20 protein-coding genes are annotated in these 19,419 nt (G+C 73.6%); 11 read left to right on the plus strand and 9 right to left on the minus strand.

Features of this window, described 5'->3' with window-relative positions; translation table 11 throughout:
- Positions 1-82 precede the first annotated feature (82 nt).
- Together Pma05_RS23980 and Pma05_RS23985 are read right to left on the minus strand one after the other, a co-directional pair.
- Positions 83-562, minus strand: a complete 480-nt coding sequence (locus Pma05_RS23980; protein ID WP_239313010.1) for a PH domain-containing protein — start codon at positions 560-562, stop codon at positions 83-85.
- A 152-nt stretch (positions 563-714) separates the two neighbouring features.
- Positions 715-969, minus strand: coding sequence for a hypothetical protein (locus Pma05_RS23985; protein ID WP_239312988.1), 255 nt, complete (start codon positions 967-969; stop codon positions 715-717).
- Positions 970-1,252: 283 nt separating this feature from the next.
- On the opposite strand from Pma05_RS23985, the gene Pma05_RS23990 reads away from it, so the two are divergent.
- Genes Pma05_RS23990 through Pma05_RS24000 form a run of 3 tightly spaced genes read left to right on the plus strand, consistent with a single transcriptional unit; the run spans position 1,253 to position 4,298 of the window.
- Positions 1,253-2,398 carry an AAA family ATPase gene (locus Pma05_RS23990; RefSeq protein ID WP_203859720.1) on the plus strand — a complete coding sequence of 382 codons (1,146 nt, stop codon included), beginning with the start codon at positions 1,253-1,255 and terminating at the stop codon, positions 2,396-2,398.
- Complete coding sequence (locus Pma05_RS23995; protein ID WP_203859819.1) at positions 2,395-3,351, plus strand: DUF58 domain-containing protein; 957 nt, start codon at positions 2,395-2,397, stop codon at positions 3,349-3,351. Before Pma05_RS23990 ends, Pma05_RS23995 begins: the two co-directional genes overlap by 4 nt.
- Positions 3,348-4,298 carry a VWA domain-containing protein gene (locus tag Pma05_RS24000; RefSeq protein ID WP_203859721.1) on the plus strand — a complete coding sequence of 317 codons (951 nt, stop codon included), beginning with the start codon at positions 3,348-3,350 and terminating at the stop codon, positions 4,296-4,298. Before Pma05_RS23995 ends, Pma05_RS24000 begins: the two co-directional genes overlap by 4 nt.
- A gap of 149 nt (positions 4,299-4,447) precedes the next feature.
- Here the strand turns inward: Pma05_RS24000 and Pma05_RS24005 are convergent, their stop codons facing one another.
- The 5 genes from Pma05_RS24005 to Pma05_RS24025 form a co-directional block, all read right to left on the minus strand.
- Positions 4,448-4,648 (minus strand): hypothetical protein, encoded by a 201-nt coding sequence (locus Pma05_RS24005; protein WP_203859722.1) that lies wholly within the window; start codon positions 4,646-4,648, stop codon positions 4,448-4,450.
- A 312-nt stretch (positions 4,649-4,960) separates the two neighbouring features.
- The gene (locus tag Pma05_RS24010) at positions 4,961-6,196 is read right to left on the minus strand and encodes an acyltransferase family protein (protein ID WP_203859723.1); all 1,236 of its coding nucleotides are present in this window, start codon (positions 6,194-6,196) and stop codon (positions 4,961-4,963) included.
- Entirely contained in the window at positions 6,193-7,119 is a 927-nt protein-coding gene (locus tag Pma05_RS24015) for an alpha/beta hydrolase (RefSeq protein ID WP_203859724.1), read from the minus strand. The genes Pma05_RS24010 and Pma05_RS24015 overlap by 4 nt, the downstream gene beginning before the upstream one ends.
- 241 nt (positions 7,120-7,360) lie before the next feature.
- The gene (locus Pma05_RS24020) at positions 7,361-8,026 is read right to left on the minus strand and encodes a response regulator (protein ID WP_203859725.1); all 666 of its coding nucleotides are present in this window, start codon (positions 8,024-8,026) and stop codon (positions 7,361-7,363) included.
- Between the two features lie 115 nt (positions 8,027-8,141).
- A complete protein-coding gene (locus Pma05_RS24025; RefSeq protein WP_203859726.1) occupies positions 8,142-9,431 on the minus strand; it encodes a sensor histidine kinase in 1,290 nt (429 codons plus the stop codon).
- 158 nt (positions 9,432-9,589) lie between these two features.
- On the opposite strand from Pma05_RS24025, the gene fabG reads away from it, so the two are divergent.
- The 4 genes from fabG to Pma05_RS24045 all read left to right on the plus strand — a co-directional run bounded on the left by fabG (position 9,590) and on the right by Pma05_RS24045 (position 13,213).
- Positions 9,590-10,294: a 3-oxoacyl-ACP reductase FabG gene (gene fabG, locus Pma05_RS24030; protein WP_203859727.1), complete on the plus strand. Its 705-nt coding sequence runs from the start codon at positions 9,590-9,592 to the stop codon at positions 10,292-10,294.
- A 206-nt stretch (positions 10,295-10,500) separates the two neighbouring features.
- Positions 10,501-11,274 carry an enoyl-ACP reductase FabI gene (gene fabI / locus Pma05_RS24035; protein ID WP_203859728.1) on the plus strand — a complete coding sequence of 258 codons (774 nt, stop codon included), beginning with the start codon at positions 10,501-10,503 and terminating at the stop codon, positions 11,272-11,274.
- Between the two features lie 78 nt (positions 11,275-11,352).
- A complete protein-coding gene (locus Pma05_RS24040; RefSeq protein ID WP_203859729.1) occupies positions 11,353-12,381 on the plus strand; it encodes a ferrochelatase in 1,029 nt (342 codons plus the stop codon).
- A 52-nt stretch (positions 12,382-12,433) separates the two neighbouring features.
- Positions 12,434-13,213, plus strand: coding sequence for an HAD-IIA family hydrolase (locus Pma05_RS24045; protein ID WP_203859730.1), 780 nt, complete (start codon positions 12,434-12,436; stop codon positions 13,211-13,213).
- A gap of 165 nt (positions 13,214-13,378) precedes the next feature.
- Here Pma05_RS24045 and Pma05_RS24050 read toward each other — a convergent pair whose 3' ends face one another.
- Positions 13,379-14,170, minus strand: coding sequence for an Rv1486c family protein (locus Pma05_RS24050; RefSeq protein WP_203859731.1), 792 nt, complete (start codon positions 14,168-14,170; stop codon positions 13,379-13,381).
- A gap of 100 nt (positions 14,171-14,270) precedes the next feature.
- On the opposite strand from Pma05_RS24050, the gene Pma05_RS24055 reads away from it, so the two are divergent.
- Positions 14,271-15,092, plus strand: coding sequence for a DUF3097 domain-containing protein (locus Pma05_RS24055; protein ID WP_203859732.1), 822 nt, complete (start codon positions 14,271-14,273; stop codon positions 15,090-15,092).
- Between the two features lie 53 nt (positions 15,093-15,145).
- Here the strand turns inward: Pma05_RS24055 and Pma05_RS24060 are convergent, their stop codons facing one another.
- Entirely contained in the window at positions 15,146-16,510 is a 1,365-nt protein-coding gene (locus tag Pma05_RS24060; RefSeq protein ID WP_203859820.1) for a serine hydrolase domain-containing protein, read from the minus strand.
- 190 nt (positions 16,511-16,700) lie between these two features.
- Here Pma05_RS24060 and Pma05_RS24065 point away from each other — a divergent pair, with 190 nt between their 5' ends.
- From Pma05_RS24065 to Pma05_RS24075, 3 genes are all read left to right on the plus strand, one after another.
- Positions 16,701-17,171, plus strand: a complete 471-nt coding sequence (locus tag Pma05_RS24065) for an NfeD family protein (RefSeq protein WP_203859733.1) — start codon at positions 16,701-16,703, stop codon at positions 17,169-17,171.
- 7 nt (positions 17,172-17,178) lie between these two features.
- Positions 17,179-18,288 (plus strand): SPFH domain-containing protein, encoded by a 1,110-nt coding sequence (locus tag Pma05_RS24070; RefSeq protein ID WP_203859734.1) that lies wholly within the window; start codon positions 17,179-17,181, stop codon positions 18,286-18,288.
- 161 nt (positions 18,289-18,449) lie between these two features.
- Positions 18,450-19,352, plus strand: a complete 903-nt coding sequence (locus tag Pma05_RS24075; RefSeq protein ID WP_203859735.1) for a hypothetical protein — start codon at positions 18,450-18,452, stop codon at positions 19,350-19,352.
- The last annotated feature ends 67 nt before the right edge of the window (positions 19,353-19,419 follow it).

The raw sequence follows: 19,419 nt of genomic DNA on the forward strand, positions 1-19,419 counted from the left end.
TCCTCCCTTCTGCGATCGGCGGAGAAACAGGAAACCTCTGGGGCGACCCAGGGAATCCCCGTCCTTTAGAGCGGGGACGAAGTCAAAGACCCTCCGCCCTGTCCTCGCCGAGTGCGGTGAGCCGGTCGCGCAGTCGGGACGCCTCGGCCGGACGCAGGCCCGGCACCCGGGCGTCGCTCGCGGCGGCGGCGGTGTGTAGTTGCACGGTGGCCAGGTCGAAGGCCCGCTCCAGCGGCCCGGCGGTGACGTCGACGAACTGCATCCGGGCGTACGGCACGATCGACAGCCGGCGGACCAGCAGGCCGTGCCGGACCAGCAGGTCGTGGTCGCGTTCGGCGTACCCCCAGGCGCGGACGGCCCGGACGATCACCGCCAGCCGCCAGAGGGTCAGCACGACCACCGCGCCGAGCGCGAGGCCGAAGAACCAGTGACCGGTGAACGCGAGACCGATTCCGGCACCGGCGGCGAGGGCCAGCATGCCGATCCCGAGCCGCAGCGCCTCGACCTTTATCAGGTCCGAGGAGACGGGCTGCCAGCGTACGGTCTCCGGCCATGGTTCCAGCGGGTCGGTCGGCCCGGCCGTGGACCGCCCGCCCGCCGGCTCGCCGGTCGACTCTCCGCCGTGCTCGCTCCGGCCGTCTTCGCCGCGGCTGTCTCCGCCGTGCTCGCTCCGGTCGTCCGCGCCGTGCTCGCTCCGGTCGCCGCCTCGCTCGTTCACGTGTCGAGCGTAGGCGATCCCTCGGCGGGTGTTACCTCGCGAAGGAACCCGCGCGCGCCGAGGAAGTCGCCGAGCGACTGCCGGTGCTCGGCACAGGCGAGCCAGGTCTTGCGCCGCTCCGGGGTGTGCAGCCGGGGATTGTTCCAGCGCAACGCCCAGACGGCCGCTGCACGACAGCCCTTGGCGGAGCAGATCCGGGGTGGATTGTCGGCCGGCGGGGAACTGCTGGCGGCTGGAAGCCCGTCACTCACGGCGGCGAGTCTACGGCGCCGGTGGTGGGACCCGGAGGAAGAGATCGCCGGGCGGCCACGGGGGGAGCCGCCCGGCGATTCGCTGCATCGTACACAGAGAAAACCCCTCTATGTCTACCCACCATCGACCGTTTCGCGGATTGCGCGCCTCCCGGAGGCGCAAATGCGCGGGATGGAGCCGCAAATCCGGTTCTCCCTTCGCGGTCTCTCAGCCGGGCGTGCGAGGCTTGGGGGCGTCGGCCCGCGCCGACCCCTGATTCCCTGACCCCGCTGTGGAGGACCGGTGGCCCAGCCGACGACGCCCGACACCCCGACCCCGCCCGACGTCGGCGGTGCCGTCCCCACCGTGGGCAGCACCCCGGCCGAGGACGCCACCATGCTGGAACGAGCCCTCTTCGAGGTCAAGCGGGTCATCGTCGGGCAGGACCGGATGGTCGAGCGGATGTTCGTCGCCCTGCTGGCCCGGGGGCACTGCCTGCTCGAGGGGGTACCGGGGGTGGCCAAGACGCTCGCGGTGGAGACCCTGGCCCGGGTGGTCGGCGGTACCTTCGCCCGGGTGCAGTTCACTCCGGACCTGGTCCCCGCGGACATCGTCGGCACCCGGATCTACCGGCAGTCGAGCGAGAAGTTCGACGTCGAACTCGGCCCGGTCTTCGTGAACTTCCTTCTCGCCGACGAGATCAACCGGGCGCCGGCCAAGGTGCAGTCGGCGCTGCTGGAGGTGATGTCCGAGCAGCAGGTGTCGATCGGCGGGCAGACCCACCGGGTGCCACACCCGTTCCTGGTGATGGCCACCCAGAACCCGATCGAGCAGGAGGGTGTCTATCCGCTGCCCGAGGCACAGCGGGACCGCTTCCTCATGAAGATCATCGTCGGCTATCCCACCGACGCCGAGGAGCGCGAGATCGTCTACCGGATGGGGGTCAGCGCCCCCGAGCCGTCGTCGGTCTTCACCCCGCTCGAACTCGTCGGGCTGCAACAGAAGGCCGACCAGGTCTTCGTGCACAACGCCCTGGTCGACTACGCCGTACGCCTGGTGCTGGCGACCCGCGCCCCGGCCGAGCACGGGATGCCGGACGTGGCCCAGCTCATCCAGTACGGCGCCAGCCCGCGCGCCTCGCTCGGCATCGTCCGGGCCACCCGGGCGCTCGCCCTGATGCGCGGCCGGGACTACGCGCTGCCGCAGGACGTCCAGGACATCGCCCCGGACATCCTCCGGCACCGGCTGGTGCTCAGCTACGACGCGCTGGCCGACAACATCCCCGCCGACCACGTCGTCGACCGGGTGATGTCCACCATCCCGCTGCCCTCGGTCGCGCCCCGGCAGAACGCCACCCCCGCCCCGCCGAACGGTCCCGGAGCCGCCCTCGGGCCGGCGTCCGGAATACCGGCGAGCGGCCCGGCGTGGCCCGGCCGCCCGCCGGCATGATGTCGGCGACCGACGCCAACCCGGCCCGGGCCGAGGCCGTACTCTCCCGGTTGCAGTTGCTGGTCACCCGCAAACTCGACGGGCTGCTCCAGGGCGACTACCTCGGACTGCTCCCCGGGCCGGGTACCGAGGCGGGGGAGTCCCGGGAATACCGCCCCGGCGACGACGTACGCCGGATGGACTGGCCGGTGACGGCCCGGACGACCGTGCCGCACGTCCGGCGTACGGTGGTCGACCGGGAACTGGAGACCTGGCTGGCGGTGGACCTCTCGGCCAGCCTCGACTTCGGCACCGGCCGCTGGCTGAAGCGCGAACTCGTGATCGCGGCGGCGGCGGCGATCACCCACCTGACCGTGCGCGGCGGCAACCGGATCGGCGCGGTGATCGGCACCGGCCCGCCCCGGGACGGCGGGACCGGATCGTCGGCCACGCCACCGGGGGTGCTGAGGCTGCCGGCCCGGCCGGGTCGGAAGGAGGCGCAGGGGCTGCTCCGGACCATCGCCGGCACGCCGACCCGACCGGGGCGTACCGACCTCGGCCTGCTGGTGGACGCGCTCAACCGCCCGCCCCGGCGCCGTGGGATGGCCGTGGTGATCTCCGACTTCCTGGCCCCGCCAGCGCAGTGGGGACGCCCGGTACGCAAGCTCGGGGTCCGGCACGAGGTGCTCGCCGTCGAGGTGGTCGACCCGCGTGAACTGGAGCTGCCGGACGTCGGGGTGCTGCCCGTCGTCGACCCCGAGACCGGTGAGCTGCACGAGGTGCAGACCGCCGACCCACGGCTGCGGCGCCGTTACGCCGCCGCGGCGGCTGCCCAGCGCGGTGCCATCGCCCACGAGCTGCGGGCCGCCGGGGCGGCACACCTGCGGCTGCGTACCGACTCCGACTGGCTGCTGGACATGGTGCGCTTCGTCGCAGCGCAGCGGCACGCCCGTACCCGGGGGACGACACGATGATCCGTTTTCTGCAACCGTGGTGGCTGCTGGCCGTGCTGCCGGTGCTGCTGCTCGCCGGGGCGTACGTCTGGCGGCAGTTGCACCGCCGCACGTACGCGATGCGGTTCACCAACGTCGAGCTGCTGCGCAGCCTGGCGCCGAAGGGGATCGGCTGGCGCCGGCACGCGGCGGCCGGGGTGATGCTGCTCAGCCTGCTGGTGCTGGCCACCGGGATGGCCCGGCCGGCGGTCGACACCAAGGAGCCGCTGGAGCGGGCCACCATCATGCTGGCGATCGACGTGTCGCTGTCGATGGAGGCCGACGACGTGGCGCCGAACCGGCTGGAGGCGGCCCAGGAGGCGGCGAAGCAGTTCGTCGGGGAGCTGCCGCCGACCTACAACCTCGGGCTGGTCGCCTTCGCCAAGTCCGCCAACGTGCTGGTGCCGCCCGGCAAGGACCGTCCGGCGGTCACCCAGGCGATCGACGGGCTGGTGCTGGCCGAGGCGACCGCGACCGGCGAGGCGGTCTTCACCTGCCTGGAGGCGATCCGGTCGGTGCCGGCGGACGGCGCCCAGGGCATCCCGCCGGCCCGGATCGTGCTGCTCTCCGACGGCTACCGCACCTCGGGCCGCTCGGTCGAGGAGGCCGGCGCGGCGGCGCAGGCGGCGAACGTGCCGGTCTCGACCATTGCGTTCGGCACCGACTCCGGCCAGGTCGACATCGGCGGCCAGGTGCAGCGGGTACCGGTCGACCGGCTGGCCCTGGCCGAGTTGGCCGAGACGACCCAGGGCTTCTTCTACGAGGCGGCCTCGGTCAGTGAGCTGAAGCAGGTCTACCAGGACATGGGCAGCTCGATCGGGTTCCGCACCGAGGCCCGGGAGATCACCCAGTGGTACGCCGGGATCGCGCTGCTCTTCGCGCTCTGCGCGGCGGGACTGAGCCTGCTCTGGACGTCCCGCCTGGTGTGACGGGGGCGGGACGGGCGTGTGGACGTACCCGGTCGGTGCCGGTTACCGGCCCGGCCGGGTACGTGCGGACGGACTGCTGGATGGACTGCTGGACGGACGACCCTGCGGAGGCGCCGGTCTGGCGGGCTCCGCGTTCGTCGCGGCGGTCGTCACGGGGTCGCGCGGACCAGGATGAAGACCAGCACGACCCAGGCGGCGGCGAGGGTGAAGCCCAGCGGGGCGACGTAACGCTGCATGATTCTGCTCTCCGGGTGGCGACTGGAGACGCGCCGGGTCCGGCGCAGGGCCGGGCGGGGTGTCTCGGGAATCAGTGGACGCGCACACGAAGTCGTGGCCGGGCGGCTCCACACACCTCGGCTCGGCGACAGCCATCGGATACGCACAGCCGGGCCGGCGCGCCGGCAGATGCCGGAGCGGCTCGGGGTGCGGTGTGGAGCGGAACTGGGTCAGTCGGCGGGAGACGTCACGGCTCAGGCGGACTGACCAAGGACCCGGCCACGACTGGGAGGATCGCTATTTCGCACAGCGATCACCTCCATCTGTCGACCGGACCTGGAACGCGAGTCATCGTACACCCGGCAGGCCCGGTGGCCGCAGTCGGCCATCCGGGCCTCCGGTGTCGGCTCTCCGACCCGAGCCGGCGCGGAACAGGGTCTCGCCGGTCACCGTCCGGGCCGGTCAAGGCTGCCCTGGACCCCTCCGGATCTCCGTCGCCGGTCGCCGCCGGCCCGCCCGACCAGTACGGACAGCACCAGGAGCAGCAGCGGCAGCCAGGCCAGCCGGGCGGCCACCCAACCGGGTCCGTCCGGTGCGGTGTGCAGTCCGGGTACCGCGCCGGTGCCGGCCAGCCGGGCGGCGAGCGCGGCCAGCGCGGTCACCCCGAGCAGGGTGCTCTGGTGCCACAGGTAGACGCTGATCGCCACGGCGTTGAGCCGGTTCACCGGAGCCCACCGGTTCGGCCGGGCCAGCGCTCGGCCCAACACCGGCCGGACCAGCAGCGCCACGCCGACCTGGGCGAGTGCCAGGCAGACCGCGAACAGCGACGGTGGGTCGAGGTTGGACATCCCGTCCCCGGGCACCCCGACCGCGCTCAGCGGATAGCCCGCCCAGCCCAGCACCGCCATCCCGGCGGCACCGCCGAGCAGCAACCCGACGGCGGTCCGCCGGCCGCCGAGCCGGCCGTCGGCGAGGGCCATCCCGAGCAGGTACGGCAGCAGCCAACCGGCCAGCACCGCCACCGGTACCCGCCACCCCCCGTCCCCGGGCAGCGACACCGGCCAGCCCGACGCCTCGCCGATCCGCCCGGCCAGGTCGCTCAACGTGACCAACGCCACGGCGGGTACGGCCAGCCGGACCGGACCGTACCGGTCCAGTGCCCGGGCCAGCGGTGCGGTCGACGCGATCAGCAGTACCAGCGGCAGCAGGAACCACAGTGGACTGACCACCAGCGTGGCGGCGGTCCGCAGGGTACCCGCCGGAGTGCCGAGCAGGGCCGCCACCGCCAGTACCGCCAGCCAGCCGCCGAGCAGCAGCAACACCGGCCGGCCCAGTCGACCGAGCCGCCGACCCAGCCACCGGGCCGGATCGAGCCCCCGGGCGGTGGCCGAGCGGAGCGACCGGGCCGAGGCGTAACCGCTGACGAAGAAGAACAGCCCGAGCGTCTGGAACAGCCAGGTCACCGGCGTCAGCGCCGGCATCGAGGCCAGCGGACTGGCGGTGTGCAGCGCGCCGTCCGAGCCGAGTACCAGGGCGGTGACCAGCCAGTGCCCGAACACCACCCCGCCGATCGCGTACGCCCGCAGCCCGTCGATCCCCCGGTCCCGGCCGGCACCGTCCGGCGGAGTACGGTGCCGGGGCGGTGCCGGGCGGTCGATCCGCCGTCGTTCGAGGACGCTCATCGGGGCGTCACCGCCGTCCCACTGGTCGGCCGGGTCGCGCCGAGCGTGACCAGGGCGGTCGCGTGCAGCGTCGCGCTGCCCGGCACCAGGTAGCCGTCGTGCCCGGTCACCCCGTCCACCGGCAGCGGCCGGGCGCCGAACTCCGGGCTGGCCGGCCGGACGCCGTGCCCGAAGCCGAACACCCGCACCGGGGGCAGCCGGCGGATCCAGTCGTCCGGCGCCTCGGCGGCCCAGACCCGGGCGCCGGTGCCCAGGTCGGCCGCCCGGTCCACGCCCATCCCGATCCCGGCCAGCGTCACCAGGTCGGTCACCTGTGGCGGCACCTCCGGCGCGGCCAGCCCGACCACCAGCGCGCCGTAGCTGTGCCCGACGAGCGTCACCGTCGCGTCGGGGCGGTGCCGGGTCAGCGTCCGGGTCAGCTCGACCATGGCGTCCGCCCCGGCCCGGGCGTGCTCCGAGCGGGCCGCCGCCCGGCCCAGCCCGTTCGGCGGGTCGTAGCCGAGCCAGGCCAGCACCGCCACCCGGGCACCGGGCCGGGTGGCCCGGATCTCGTCGTACAGCGCGCGGGCCTGTGCGGCCGGGGCGCGTCGGCGTACCCCGCCCAGGCCCCGGTCGAAGTCCCGCAGGGTGCTGTCCACCCCGGGCACCAGTACCGCGATCCGGTCGGCGCTGCCGAGGTCGCCGAGTACCTCCACGGCCAGCCCGTCGCCGTGCGGGTCGAACGCCAGGAAGGAGCGTCCGGCGGCCACCCAGTCGGCGTACGGCGCACCGGCCGCCCGCATCGCCGCCGCCACCGGCGGGTACGCCTCGACGAACCCGGCCCGCGCCACCGCCACCTCGCTCGCCCCGGCCGGCGGCGGCACCATCAGCCCCAGCGCGAGCAGCCCGGCCACCGCCCCCCGTACCGCCGGTCGCCACCCCATCCCGATCTCCCTCCGATCGCCTTCGGAGCAGAGAATGCGTGCTCGGAGGGGGTCGCCGCGTCACGCCACGGGACGGCTTCCGGCGAGCTACCCGGGGACTAGGGGAGGGCTACCAGGGAACCACCCGACCGGTGCCGCCAGCCCGCCGACCGCCGCCCGGAGGCGTACCGTCGCCGGCCCGGGGAGACCAGAAAAGCCGGCGCGGGGAGACCAGAGAAGCCGGCGCGGGGAGACCGGGGAGTTAGTCGCCGGCCGCGACCAGTCCGGACTCGTAGGCGACCACGACCGCCTGGGCCCGGTCGCGCAGGTCGAGTTTGCTCAGGATCCGCCCGACGTGGGTCTTCACGGTCTGTTCGGCGACCACCAGCTCGGCGGCGATCTCGCCGTTGGAGCGGCCCCGGGCGATCAGCCGCAGCACCTCGGTCTCCCGGGGGGTGAGCCCGGCCAGGCTGACCGGCCGAGGCCGGTCCCGACCGGGCCGGGCGGCGAACTCGGCGATCAGCCGGCGGGTCACCGCCGGGGCGAGCAGCGCGTCCCCGGCCGCGACCACCCGGACCGCGTGCACCAGGTCGGCGGCCGGGGCGTCCTTGAGCAGGAAGCCGCTGGCGCCGGCCCGCAGCGCCTCGTAGACGTAGTCGTCGAGGTCGAACGTGGTCAGGATGAGCACCCGGGGCCGGGCCGTCTCCGGCCGGTCGCCGAGGAGCTGCCGGGTCGCGGCCAGGCCGTCCAGCACCGGCATCCGGACGTCCATCAGCACCACGTCCGGGTCGAGCCGCCGGGCCGCGGTGACCGCCTCGGCGCCGTTCGCCGCGTCGCCGACCACCAGCAGGTCGGGCTGGGCCGCCAGCAGCGCCCCGAAGCCCTGCCGGACCATCGCCTGGTCGTCGGCGATCAACACCCGGATCATCGGGTCGTACCTCCGTCGGGCTCGCCCCGGACCGTCCGCACCGAACCATCCGACCGGTCGTGGCCGCAGGTGGAGGTCGGGGCGCGCAGGCCGCGCGGTCCAGGTCGAGCAAGGTTCACCGGTCGGTCGGCTCCGGATCATAGGGCAGGTGCGCGGTGACCGCGTACCCCTGGTCGTCGGTCGGGCCGGCCCGCAGCCGGCCGCCGAGCAGCCGGACCCGCTCCCGCATCCCGGTCAGTCCGTGCCCGGCGGGGCCGGCGGCGTCCCCCGGCTGGCCGGCGCCGGGCCCGGGCGTGGCGGCCGGGTCGTTCCAGATGCCGACGATCAGCGCCCGGTCGTCCGCGTCCACGGAGACCCGCACGGCCGTCCCGGGCGCGTGTCGGGCCGCGTTGGCCAGGGCTTCCTGGATGATCCGGTACGCGGCCAGCCCGACCGCCTCCGGTACCGGCCGGCCCTCCGGCGGCCCCGGGCCGGCGGCGACCGTCACCGCCATGCCGGCCCGGCGGGCCGCCTCGACCAGCTCCGGTACGTCGCCCAGCCCCGGCTGCGGCGCGGTCTCCGGTGCCGCCGACTCGCTGCGGAGTACGCCGAGCACCCGGCGCATGTCGGTCAGCGCTCCCCGGGCCGCCGTGGCGATCGCGGCGAACTCGGCCCGGGTCGGCTCGGCCAGCCCGGTCAGCCGGTACGGCGCGGTCTCCGCCTGCACGGCGATCATGGACATGTGGTGCGCGACGACGTCGTGCATCTCCCGGGCGATCCGGGTCCGTTCCTCCAGCACCGCCCGGCGGGCCTGCTCCAGCTCGCTCCGCTCGGCCTGCTCGGCCAGGGCTCGCTGGCTCTGCCGGCGCCGCCGCACCTGGTCGCCGACGATCAGGATCGCCAGGAAGAGGATCGCGACCCCGTGCGCGTTCGCCCTGTTCGACACGAACAGGTACGCCGGCAGCACGCTGAGCAGCCCCGCCCAGGTGGCGATCCCCAGGCTGGTCCGGGCGGCCAGCAGCAGGAGAACGAAGAGGAAGGCGATGATCTGGACCGGGCTCCACGGCCAGGACTCGCGCGGCAGCGCGTCGACCACGCCGAGGTAGAGCAGGGGGTAGCCGATCCGCCAGGCGAGCAGGGGACGGTACGGGGCCAGCACCGCCGGCAGGGTCCCGAGAACGCCGATCAGCACCGCCAGCGGCTCGGGCATGCCCCGGGTGTCGGTCAGGTACTGCACGCTGGCGATGGTTATCCCGACCAGGGCGAAGACCAGCACCGGCGCGATGAACTGCTGGATCCGGCGCCACCGCCGCCGCCACCTGCCGGGCGGGCCGGTCGGCGGGGACGGCGGATAGTCCGCCCCGAGCAACAGTCGGCGCAGGTCGTCCCGTCCGACGCGCAGGACCGCAGTGGTGCCGTTCTCCATCAGCGGCAGGGTACGGGTGCCAGGACCTCCCCGTCGTCACCCCGTGGCACGATCCCCCGGGTAGTACCCGGGTAGCACGCCACCCGGGTTACGGATTACCTGCCGGTAGCGCCTAGTCTCCAACCCGCACGTCCGTACCGTCCGTGAGGAGGACACCCGTGGCCCGAACCGTGCTGGTGACCGGAGGCAACCGGGGTATCGGCCTCGCCATCGCGCAGGCCTTCGCCAAGCAGGGCGACCGGGTGGCGGTCACCCACCGGGGCAGCAACCCGCCGGCCGACCTCTTCGGGGTCCGGTGTGACATCACCGACAGCGGCCAGGTCGACGAGGCGTTCTCGGCCGTCGAGGCGGAGCTGGGCCCGGTCGAGGTGCTGGTCTGCAACGCCGGGATCACCGACGACACGCTGCTGCTGCGGATGTCCGAGGAGCAGTTCACCCGGGTCCTCGACGCCAACCTGACCGGCGCGTTCCGGTGCGCCAAGCGGGCCTCCGGCAAGATGCTCCGGGCCCGCTGGGGGCGGATGGTCTTCGTCTCCTCGGTGGTCGGCCTCTCCGGCGGTGCCGGCCAGGTGAACTACGCGGCGAGCAAGGCCGGCCTGGTCGGGGTGGCCCGGTCGATCACCCGGGAGCTGGGCAGCCGCAACATCACCGCCAACGTGGTCGCGCCCGGGTTCATCGACACCGACATGACGGCGGTACTCCCCGAGGAGCGCAAGGCGGAGATCCGCAAGTCCATCCCGGCCGGCCGGATGGCCAGCCCGGACGAGGTGGCCGGGGTGGTGACCTGGCTGGCCTCCGACGCCGCCGGCTACGTCTCCGGGGCGGTCGTCCCGGTCGACGGCGGCCTCGGCATGGGCCACTGACCGGCCAGGGAATGGGGCACCGACCAGTCCGGGCACGCGGCACTGAACGCCCCGGGCCCGGGGCACTGACCGGCCCGGATTCGCGGCGCTGACCGGCCCGGGTCCGGGCTCTGACTGGCACAATCGCCCAGGCGCCGTGATCGGCCGGGACGGACCCGGACCGGCCACGGGACGCGGGGGACCACGAGGGTATGGAGGATCTTCACGTGTCTGGACTGCTGGCCGGCAAGCGGCTGCTCGTCACCGGTGTCATCACCGACCAGTCGATCGCGTTCTCGGTCGCGAAGCTCGCCCAGGAGAACGGTGCGACGGTGGTACTCACCGGCTTCGGCCGGATGTCGCTGGTCGAGCGGATCGCCAGGCGGCTGCCCGAGCCCGCGCCGGTGATCGAGCTGGACGTCACCGACGCCGAGCAGTTGGCCAGCCTGGCGGACCGGGTCCGCGAGCACGTCGACGGGCTGGACGGGGTGGTGCACTCGATCGGCTTCGCGCCGCAGAGCTGCCTCGGCGGCGGCTTCCTGGACGCGCCGTGGGAGGACGTGGCGACCGCGGTTCACGTCTCGACGTACTCCTACAAGTCGCTCGCGGTGGCCGCGCTGCCGCTGATGAGCGCGGGCGGCGCGGTGGTCGGGCTCACCTTCGACGCCACCAAGGCCTGGCCGGTGTACGACTGGATGGGCGTGGCCAAGGCCGGCCTGGAGTCCGCCTCCCGCTACCTGGCGCTGCACCTCGGCCCGAAGGGGATCCGCAGCAACCTGGTCTCGGCCGGGCCGCTGCGCACCATGGCGGCGAAGTCGATCCCGGGCTTCCAGCAGTTCGAGGACGCCTGGGCCGAGCGGGCCCCGCTGGGCTGGACGCTGACCGACCAGGAGCCGGCCGCGCGGGCCTGCCTGGCGCTGCTCTCCGACTGGTTCCCGGCCACCACCGGTGAGATCGTGCACGTCGACGGCGGCTACCACGCGCTCGGCGCCGCGATGTGAGGAAGGTCCCGTCCGGCCGGCGCCGCTGGCGGACGGGGCCGTTCCGGTCGGCCCGGCCGGGGCGGGAACAATGGTGCCATGTCGTACGACGCGGTTGTGCTGATCTCGTTCGGTGGCCCGGAACGGCCCGAGGACGTCCTGCCGTTCCTGGCCAACGTCACCCGGGGACGGAACGTGCCGCCGGACCGGCTGGCCGAGGTCGCCGAGCACTACCAGCACTTCGGCGGCGTGTCGCCGATCAACCAGCAGTGCCGGGACCTGCTCGCCGCGATCCGCGCCGACTTCGCCGCGCACGGGCTCGACCTCCCGGTGCACTGGGGCAACCGCAACTGGCACCCGATGCTCGCCGACACCGTGGCCCAGTTGCGCGACGACGGGATCACCTCCGCGCTCGGCTTCGTGACCAGCGCCTACGGCGGCTACTCCTCCTGCCGGCAATACCTGGAGGACATCTCGACCGCCCGGGCGGCGGTGGGCCCGGACGCGCCCCGGATCGAGAAGCTGCGGCAGTACTGGGACCATCCCGGATTCGTCGAGCCGCACGCCGACGCGGTGGCGAACGCGCTGGCCACCCTCGACCCGGCTCGGCGGGACAGTACCCGGCTGGTCTTCACCGCCCACTCGATCCCGGTCTCGATGGCCGCTTCCGCCGGCCCCCAGGGCGGCCGGTACGAGGCGCAGCTCCGCGAGGCCGCCGCGCTGGTGGCCGAGCGGGCCGCCCCCGGCCTGCCGTACGACCTGGTCTGGCAGAGCCGCTCCGGCCCGCCCCAGGTGCCGTGGCTGGAGCCGGACGTCAACGACCACCTGCGGGCGCTCGCGGCCGACGGGGTCACCTCGGTGGTGGTCAGCCCGATCGGCTTCGTCTCCGACCACCTGGAGGTGGTCTGGGACCTCGACACCGAGGCGGCGGCGACCGCCAAGCAGCTCGGCCTCGACTTCGTCCGGGCCGGTACCCCGGGCACCGACCGGAGGTTCGTGGCGATGGTCCGGGAGTTGGTGACCGAGCGGCTTAACCCGGCCGACACGGCCGCGCGACGCCGGCTGGGTACGCTGCCCGCCTGGGACACCTGTCCGGCCGGCTGCTGCCAGCCGGCCCGGCGCCCCTGACCCCACCCCCTAGGAGAGCCATGAACGAGAGCAGCCGGCCTGGAGTGTCGGCATGAGTGACCGGAAGCCGGTGGAGAGCTGGCTCACCGACATGGACGGGGTACTGGTACACGAGGGGCAGCCGGTGCCGGGCGCGCCCGAGTTCGTCCGGGCGCTGCGCGCCTCGGGCAAGCCGTTCCTGATCCTGACCAACAACTCGATCTACACCGCCCGGGACCTCCAGGCCCGGCTGAACCGGATGGGCTTCGACGTCCCCGAACACGCGATCTGGACCGCCGCGCTGGCCACCGCACAGTTCCTGGCCGACCAGCGCCCCGGCGGTACGGCGTACGTGATCGGGGAGGCCGGGCTGACCACCGCGATGCACACCGTCGGGTACGTGCTGACCGACTTCGCGCCCGACTACGTGGTGCTGGGCGAGACCCGGACGTACAGCTTCGAGGCGATCACCAAGGCGGTCCGGCTGATCGACGGCGGGGCCCGGTTCATCTGCACCAACCCGGACCCGACCGGCCCGTCCGCCGAGGGTGCGCTGCCGGCCGCCGGCTCGGTGGCGGCGATGATCTCGAAGGCGACCGGGGTGGAGCCGTACTTCGTCGGCAAGCCGAACCCGATGATGATGCGCTCGGCGCTGAACACCATCGACGCGCACTCCGAGACGACCGCGATGATCGGTGACCGGATGGACACCGACATCCTCTGCGGGCTGGAGGCGGGGTTGCAGACCGTACTGGTGCTGACCGGGATCAGCACCCGGGCCGAGGCCGAACGCTATCCGTACCTGCCGTCCCGGATCGTCTCCTCGGTCGCCGACCTGATCGACGAGATCTGACCCGGAGCGGCTCGGTCCGGAGCGGCTCTGGAGCGGCTCGTTCGGGGCGGTCGGTCTGCGCGCCGGGGACGGCCGTCGGCGGGGTCGCGGCGGCACAGTTCCGGCGACTGCTCGCCGGAACGGACGGCGGCGTCAGATAACTCGGCGGATCAGACGGCGGCGACGTCAGGCCGAGAGCGGGGCGTTGCAGGCGGCCACGACCGCCCGGCGACAGGCGGCGGTGAGCGGGCGCAGCGCGGCGTCGCGCTGCTGTGCCTCGTAACCGTTGACCGAACCGCCGGGTGCGGCGTGCTCGGCCAGCGCGAGCACCTGGTCCAGCACGCTGGCCCGGGCGAACAGCCGGCGCGAGCGCGGATCGAAGCCGGGCGGCAGGTCCATCCCGCTGTCCGGGCGGCGCAGCGCGGCCAGCGCACCGGCCAGTTCCGGGCGCCACTGCGCGACGTCGAGCCGGGTCAGCGCCGCCGTCGCCTCGGCGAGCGCCACCGCCAGCTCGGCCTCGGCCTCGGCCGCGCCGGGACTGCCGATAGAGGCGGCCGGAGCGGTCTCCGGCAACGGGTGTACCCGCCACAGCACGGTCTCGAACGTCATGCCGGACCCGCTGGTGTGCGTGCGTACCTCCGGAATCACGCCGAGGCCCCGGGCCACCACCGCCTCGCCGGCCAGCAGGGCCGCCGAGGCGAACGGGCCGGGTCCGGGCAGCCCGCGCGGATCGCCGGGTGCGGGCAGCACCAGCCGGATCTCGTCGGGCGAGAGCTTGGAGAAGGCGGAGAGCGCGTCGCGCAGCGGGATGTCGGTCCAGGCGCCGGGTGCGTCGGCGACGAGGTGCTCCTCGCCACCGGCGATCTCGTCGGCGATCTCGTCGTACGGCACCAGCCCGGCGCGCCAAGCGCGTACCCAGGCCACGAAACGGCTGGACCGGCGCGCCACGAGAGTCGCCGCGCCCGTTGCGGGGGACATGCGGCTAGGGTACGTGCTCTTCGTGTCGGCTGTCTCGGGTGCCGGCCCGGCGGCGCGTCAACGCCGACCGGCCGGCCGTGAACGGTTAGCGTCGCCTCCCATGGGGAGGATGTACGGCGACGACGTGCTCGCCGGGGACTGGCGGCGGCGCAAGGTGACACCCGAGGTGCCGGCCGAGCCCGACCTGGTGGTGGAGGACGCCGACTCGGGGTTCTGTGGCGCGGTGGTGGGTTTCGAGTCCGGTGCGGTGGTGCTGGAGGACCGGCACGGCCGGCGCCGGAACTTCCCGCTGCTGCCGGCGGCGTTCCTGCTCGACGGGCAGCCGGTGACGCTGCGCCGCCCGGCAGCACCCTCGGCGGCACCGGCGCCGCGTCGGCGGACCGCCTCCGGATCGGTCGCGGTGCCCGGGCGGCCCGCCCAGGTGGCCAAGGCCAGCCGGATCTGGGTGGAGGGCGTGCACGACGCGGCGTTGGTGGAACGGATCTGGGGCGACGACCTGCGGATCGAGGGCGTGGTGGTGGAGCCGCTGGACGGCATCGACGCGCTCGCCGAGCGGGTCCGCGAGTTCGGCCCGGGCCCGGGGCGGCGGTTGGGTGTGCTTGTCGACCATCTGGTGCCCGGCTCGAAGGAGAGCCGGATCGTCGCGGCGGTCACCTCGCCGGACGTGCTCGTCACCGGCCACCCGTACGTCGACGTCTGGCAGGCCGTGAAGCCGTCGGCGCTCGGCATCCGGGCGTGGCCGGTGGTGCCGCCGGGACGGCCGTGGAAGGAGGGCGTCTGTGCCGCCCTCGGGGTGGCCGAGCCGGCCGAGATGTGGCGGCGCATCCTCGGCCGGGTCGACAGCTTCCACGACGTGGAGACACCGCTGATCAACGCGATGGAACGACTCATCGACTTCGTCACGGTCCCGTCCGCGCCCTGACCCGCCGCCCCCGCTCGCCGAGGACCCCGGATCGGGGCGGCTCCGCCACCGGTTCAGTCGAGGCGGTCGGGGTCGCGGGTGAAGACGAAGGTGGCGATGTCGAGGGCCGTGGCCGCACCGGTCGGGTCGCGCCGGACGGCGAGGATCTCACCGTTGTTCATGCCGGAGCGGCCCCGCCAGCGGCCGGTGCCGTCCCGGCCGAACCGCCAGTGCGGGACGGCACCGACCGGCAGTTGAGTGACCACCAGTTCCTCGGCGGTCGGCTCCCAGGCCACCTCGAACTCCCGGCCCATCCACCACCAGCGACCGGTCAACTCGGCGACCTCCGCGGCCGGCGGGGCGGTCGCCGGACGCCAGGGCCGGACCGGCGCGGGTTCGGCGTCGAGTACCGCGGTGAGCACCTGCCGGCCGAGCACCGGCAGCGAGCCGGCGCGCAGCCCGTACGCGTTGGCGAAGCCGACCACGCCGGTGCCGGACGGCCGGTGTACCGAGAGCGTGGCCACGTAGCCGGGCATCGAACCGCCGTGTCCGGCGTAGACCCGGTCGCCGACCCGGTGCAGTTCCACGCCGAGCCCGTAGCCGGCGGTCCAGGAGTCCAGATCGGCCATTGCCACCGGGACGCACATCTCGGCCAGGGTCTCCGGGGCGAGGATCTCCGGATCCGGCTCGGCGAGGAAGCCGGCCCACCGGGCCAGGTCGGCCAGGCTGGCCCAGAGTTGCCCGGCCGGCGCCATCGCCCCGGTGTCGGTACGCGGCTCCTCGCGCAGCGTGCCGTGCCAGGGATGTACGACGTAACCGAGGGCGTACGGGTCGGTCGGCTGGTAGGAGGTGCGGACCATCCCCAGTGGATCGAGCAGCCGGGACCGGACGAGTTTCCACCACGACTCCCCGGTGACCCGTTCCAGCACCGCCCCGAGCAGTCCGTACGCCAGATTGGAGTAGTGGAAGGTGCGGTGGGCCGGGAAGGCCAGCTTCTCGCTGGTCAGCCCGGCCAGCAGGGTGTCCAGACCGGCACCGGCGGAGCGTTCCCACCACTCGCCGTCCGGTTCGCGTTGCAGGCCGGCGGCGTGGCCGAGGAGTTGACGCAGCCGGACGGCGCCGAGCGGGTTGCCGGGCAGGTACCGGTCCAGCGGATCGTCCAGGTCGAGCAGCCCCTCGTCGCGCTGGCGCAGCAACAGGACCGCGGTCATCGTCTTGGTGATGGAGCCGATCCGGTACTGGATGTCCGGATCCGGCGGCGGGGTCTCGCCGGCCGTGGCGACGTGCACGAGCCCGCCGCCCGGGCCGGGATCGGCGGCGGCCGGAGCGCGGAGCACCCCGAGGATCAGCGAGGGTGCCCGGCCGGTGGCCTGGGCCTGGGCGACGAGCGCGTCGATCCGGCGGGTGGTCTCCGGCAGTAGGCCGGACTCCGGCGACAGGGGGGCCACGGGCTGCCTCCTCGGACTCGGGAACGGGAACCGGACTGAATTATCCGAACCGGACCGGCCGGGACGGAACCGGACCCGGCCGGTTGACCGGATGACGCCGATCGCCGGATCCCGGCATCCGAGATCTTATGTACGTCGATAGCGGGTCGCCGCTACGTGCGCGAGCGTGCCAGGATGAGGTGTGGAGCCGCTCCTGTGGATCGTATTGGGCGTCGTGCTGGTCGTCGCGGAGATCTTCACGACCACCCTCTTCCTGGTCATGTTCGGGGTCGGGGCGTTCGCCGCGGCCGGCGCGGCGGCCCTCGGCGCCCCGCTGGCCCTCCAGGCGGTGGTCTTCGCCGCAGTCTCGGCGCTGACCGTGGCCGTCGCCCGCCCCGTCATCAAGCGGCACCGCACGGCCGAACTCTCCGGTGACGAGCAGCCGTTCGGGGTGCGGGCGATCACCGGGAGCAGCGCCCTGGTCCTGGAGCAGGTGGACGCGAACACCGGCGTGGTCAAGATCGACGGGGAGATCTGGACCGCCCGCTCATACGACGCCACCCAGGTGATCGAGCCCGGCACCCGGGTGCGGGTGATCGAGGTCAAAGGCGTGACCGCCCTGGTCTGGCGGGACGAGTTCACAATTGACGAGCAACCAGATAAAAAGAGGTGAGCACGACGTGGAAACGGTGATCGGCCTGCTGTTGGCCGCCGTGGCACTGATCACGGTGGTGACCCTGATCCGGGCGGTACGGATCGTGCCGCAGCAGCGGGAGGACGTGGTCGAGCGGCTGGGCCGCTACAAGCGCACCCTCAACCCCGGCCTCAACCTGCTGGTCCCCTTCATCGACGCGGTACGCACCAAGGTCGACATGCGGGAGCAGGTGGTCAGCTTCCCGCCGCAGCCCGTGATCACCTCGGACAACCTGGTCGTCTCGATCGACACGGTGCTCTACTTCAAGGTCGTCGACTCGGTGAAGGCGACCTACGAGATCTCGAACTTCCTCCAGGCCATCGAGCAGTTGACCGTCACCACCCTGCGGAACGTCATCGGCTCGCTCGACCTGGAGCGGGCGCTGACCAGCCGCGAGGAGATCAACCGGCACCTCTCCGGCGTACTCGACGAGACGACCGGACGGTGGGGCATCAAGGTGACCCGGGTGGAGATCAAGGCCATCGAGCCGCCGCCGAGCATCCGTGACTCGATGGAGAAGCAGATGCGCGCCGAGCGGGACCGCCGGGCCGCGATCCTCAACGCCGAGGGGCACAAGCAGTCGCAGATCCTCTCCGCCGAGGGTGAGAAGCAGGCCGCGGTGCTCCGCGCCGACGGTGACCGGCAGGCCCGGATCCTCCAGGCGGAGGGTCAGGCCAAGGCGATCCGTACCGTCTTCGACGCGATCCACCAGGCCAACCCGAGTCAGAAGGTGCTGGCGTACCAATACCTCCAGGCGCTGCCGCAGATCGCCAACGGGCAGGCGAACAAGGTCTGGATCGTGCCGGCCGAGCTGACCAAGGCGCTGGAGGGGCTCGGCGGGGCGCTCGGCGGGCTGAGCCAGGCCGCCGGGGACGAACCGCACGCCACGGTCGACGCCGGTGCGGTCGAGCGCGAGGCGGCGGAGGCGGCCCGGGCCGCCGCCGTAGCGGCCCAGGAGGTCAACGCCGAGGTACGCGCCGCCGAGGCGCAGGTGACCTCCCGGCCCGCGACCGGGGAGTTGCCGGCGCCGGAACCGGTCTCGCCGGCCAGCCTGCTCGACGATTCCACTGTGGATAGGCAGTCCGAGCGGGGCTGACCTGCCGCTGGTCTCTCTCGCCGGCCTATTCCCGCAAAGCGTCCGCGCGGCGACCCGACTCCTGACACGATCGGTCTAGCGACGGGTGGTGTGAAGGAGCGGGGCGTCGAAGCGGATCGCGCCCGTGCCCGCCCGGCAGCACGTTGAGCGAGGTGACGCGCGTGATCCACCCCTCGAAAGCGGAAAACCACCCCTCGAACCCCAAGCGTGATCCCACGCTCCTGACGACACCGACGGCATCGAAGCGGACAGCCGGCGCCGGACCGGGCGTCGGTGGCGTACCGGATCCGGTCTCCGGGCGCTGGCCGTACGGCGGCTTCGGTTTCCTGCCGTTCGTGGTGGAGCGTGGCACCAGCGAACCGGCCAGCGACGCGACCTGGGCCTGGTCGCTGCGCCGGCTGGCCCGGCTCGCCGTCTGGTCACTGCCCGGTTATGCCATTGTGTACGGTTCGGTGACCCTGGTCGGTGCCGGCGACGCACCGTTCCTCACCCAGCCGCGTCCGGCCCACCTGCTCGGCTGGATCGGTGCGCTCTGGCTCGGCCTGCTCGCCCTGATGGCGCTGGCCAGCCTGCTGGTCACCACCCGGACCCGAGGCGTCGGTACGGCCGGCCTGCTGGTCGCGGTCGCCGGGACGATGCTGGTACTCCCGTTCGGCGGGCTGCCGGACCCCTCGGCGGAGTTCGGCAGGGCGGGCCAGGTCATCGCCGTCAGCGGCGGGGTGCTCTACTCCGTCGGCTGGTGGCTGACCGGTCTGGCGCTGTACCGGTCCGGAGTGTTCAGCCAGTCCGATGGCGTACTGCTGATGATCGCGGCTCCGCTGCTCGGCGTCGGCGGGATGCTGGCCTCGGCACTGCACGCCCTCGGCGCGATGTTCGTGCTCGCCGCCGGGATCGGGATCGCCTGGCGGGCCCGGCGGCTGGTACCCGCGGTCGGCCGGGCCGGGCTGACCCGCCCGGTTACCTCCGGCGCGGTGGCGGCGAGCGTCTCCGGCGGCAGCGGCCTCGGTGTCGCGCCGGCGGGTGGCGGGCTCGGCCCCGCCACACCCGGCCCCACCCCGTCCTGACCAGACCTGTCCCGTCCCTATCGGACTATCCGTTTTGTTCCGCGCGGTGCCACCTGCCGGGGCCGGG

Origin of the sequence: Plantactinospora mayteni, from assembly GCF_016862935.1 — a bacterium.
In the GTDB taxonomy this organism is placed as follows: Bacteria; Actinomycetota; Actinomycetes; order Mycobacteriales; family Micromonosporaceae; genus Plantactinospora; species Plantactinospora mayteni.